This window comes from Actinotalea sp. C106 (assembly GCF_023630195.1).
In the GTDB taxonomy this organism is placed as follows: Bacteria; Actinomycetota; Actinomycetes; order Actinomycetales; family Cellulomonadaceae; genus Actinotalea.
In genome coordinates, this window is sequence record NZ_JALPKN010000375.1 from 1 (window position 1) to 2539 (window position 2539).

A 2539-nucleotide genomic window follows, 5' to 3' on the forward strand; every position below is an offset into this window, starting at 1 on the left:
CCGCTGCAGGACGTGGATCGGGGTGAAGACCCGCAGGTCCCAGATCGCCTGGAGCAGGCCGTGACCGAGGCGGCGGCGGCCGCGCCGGCCGCCGTCGAGAAGGCTGCGCGGACCCAGCAGGCCCGCATCGCAGGGATCGCCGGGGAGCTCGCCCGGGGACTCGAGACCGGTGCACCCTGCGCGGTGTGCGGCAGCACCGAGCACCCCGCCCCCGCCCCCCTCGATCCCGAGCACGTCACCCCCGAGGCCGTCGAGGTCGCCGAAGCCGGTCGCCTCGCCGCCCAGCAGGACCTCGAGGCGGCCTCGACCGCACGGTCCCAGGCGCGCGAGCAGCTCGGTGCCCGCACCGCTGCGGCCGAGGGCCTCGACGTCGAGCAGGCGCAGGCCGCCCTCGACGCCGTCCGGTCCGAGGTCGCGACCGCCCAGGCAGCGACCGACAGGACCGTCCTCCTCGAGCGCCAGCTCCAGGAGCACGACGGTGAGACGCGACGGCTCGAGGCCCACGTCCACGAGCTCGGCACCCAGATCGCGACCCACGCCGCCGAGGTCGCCAGCCTCACCAGCCAGATCACGGCCGACGAGACCGAGGTGCACGCAGCCCGCGAGGGCGCCCCCACCGTGCGCGACCGGGTCTCCGCCCTCGACGGCCGCATCCGCACCGTCACGGCATGGATCGACGCCCTCGGCGAGGTCGAGGACCGGCTCACCCAGGAGGCCGACCGGACCGATGAGCTCTCCACGGGGCTCGCCGAGCACGGGTTCGGCGACGCGGACGCCGCCCGCGCGGCACATCTGCCCGCCACCGAGCTGGCGGCCCTCGACGCCGCCGTCGCCCAGCACCGATCTGCCCTCGAGCGGGTCACCGCCGGTCTCGCCGAGCCCGAGGTGCGCGAGCTTCCCGAGCAGCTCGAGATCGACCTCGACACCCTCCTCGCCGACCACGAGGTCGCGGACACCGCAGCCACCCAGGCCGCCGCCGAGGCCGCACGCCTCGAGGACCGTGCCGCCTCGACGGCGCGGGCGCTCGCCGAGCTGGTCCGCGCCGTCGACTCCTACCGCGAGATCGCCCTCGAGGCCGAGCCCGTCATCCGGATGGCCAACCTCGCCTCCGCGAACGGCGGGGACAACGCCAAGCGCCTGACCCTGGGGGTCTTCGTGTTGATGCGCCGCTTCGAGGACGTCGTCGCGGCCGCCAACGCACGGCTCGTCTCCATGTCGAGCGGTCGGTTCGAGCTCGTCCGCAGCGACGAGCGCGAGGCCGTGCGCGCGACGCGCATCGGCCTCGCCATGAAGGTCATCGACCACCGCACCGAGACCGAGCGCGACCCCCGCACCCTCTCCGGCGGCGAGACCTTCTACGTCTCCCTGTGCCTGGCCCTCGGCCTCGCCGACGTCGTCACCGCCGAGGCCGGCGGCATCGACCTCGGCACCCTCTTCGTCGACGAAGGGTTCGGCTCCCTTGACCCCGAGACCCTCGACGTCGTGCTCGCCGAGCTCGGCCGGCTCCGCGACGGCGGGCGCATCGTCGGCGTCGTCTCCCACGTCGAGCAGCTCAAGCAGTCCATCGCCGAGCGCATCGAGGTCCGCCGCCTCCCCAGCGGAGCCAGCACCCTCACCGTCCGCTGCTGAGCCAGCCCACCCTCACGACCCGGAAGGTGCGCACATGACCCACGACGACCACGATCACGACGAGTCCGTGCCGACCGTGCCGTTCCGCCCGGTACCGCGGGACTTCCCGGGGCACGTGATGCCCCCGACCGTGCCGCGCGGCATGCGGCTCGAGCTGAGCCGCTCGCGCGTCGTCACGGGGCGCGAAGCCGAGTTCGACGAGTGGATGGACATGCTCACCGATCGCTACGACGAGGCCGTGGCGACCCTCCGCGCCGAGCGCGCCGTGTTCGAGGCGACCTTCCGCCACGTCGAGTCGGACGGGTCCACGTGGATCTACCACCTCTCCCTCGTCGGTGAGAACGGCGGCGGGCTTGACGAGTCGAATTCCGTCGACGAGGCGCACGCGGCCTACAGCAGGCGCGTCAAGGAGCCGGGGTGGGAACAGCTCGAGCCACGCTTCATGCTGACCCCGGACCACCTGCGGGCCGCGATGACGACGTGGGCCGCGACCGGTGAGGCGGAGCCACCCGCGACCAGCACGCAGCCATGAGGTCAACGCCTCCCTCGCGGTGAGGACCCCGGCCGAGCGCACGGCTCGGTGACCCGTCGGAGCTCACCAGGACCAGCCGCGTTCGGCGAGCGCCAGCTCCTCCCGGAACCGTTCGGCCTCGCTCAGGGGTAGGCCGGCCTCGCGCAACGAGACCCCCTCGGGCTCAGACGCGGTCGGCTCGACGTCGGCCAGCCGACAGGCCTCTGCCAGGAGCGCGTCATACGCGGCCTGCACCGCCATCTGACGGCGGCCCCGCGCCCACGGGTGCGGATCGGCGTCCAGGGCCCGCAGCTGGGAGGCCAGGGCGCCCAGCCGCAGCTGCAGTCGCAGGACGGCGAACGGGTCCGGCGGCGGGGGAGGTGGCGCTGCCTTGCCCTC

The 2539-nt window shown here is 74.1% G+C and carries 3 protein-coding genes; 2 read left to right on the top strand and 1 reads right to left on the bottom strand.

What is annotated here, in order from left to right; genetic code table 11:
• Together L0B03_RS16510 and L0B03_RS16515 are read left to right on the top strand one after the other, a co-directional pair.
• A partial coding sequence (locus L0B03_RS16510) for an SbcC/MukB-like Walker B domain-containing protein (RefSeq protein ID WP_284501938.1) occupies positions 1–1629 on the top strand: 1629 nt, incomplete at its 5' end.
• Between the two features lie 34 nt (positions 1630–1663).
• Positions 1664–2161, top strand: a complete 498-nt coding sequence (locus tag L0B03_RS16515) for a DUF6176 family protein (RefSeq protein WP_250447903.1) — start codon at positions 1664–1666, stop codon at positions 2159–2161.
• A 63-nt stretch (positions 2162–2224) separates the two neighbouring features.
• On the opposite strand, the gene L0B03_RS16520 is transcribed toward L0B03_RS16515, so the two are convergent.
• On the bottom strand, positions 2225–2539 hold a 315-nt coding region (locus L0B03_RS16520), incomplete at its 5' end, for a hypothetical protein (protein WP_250447905.1).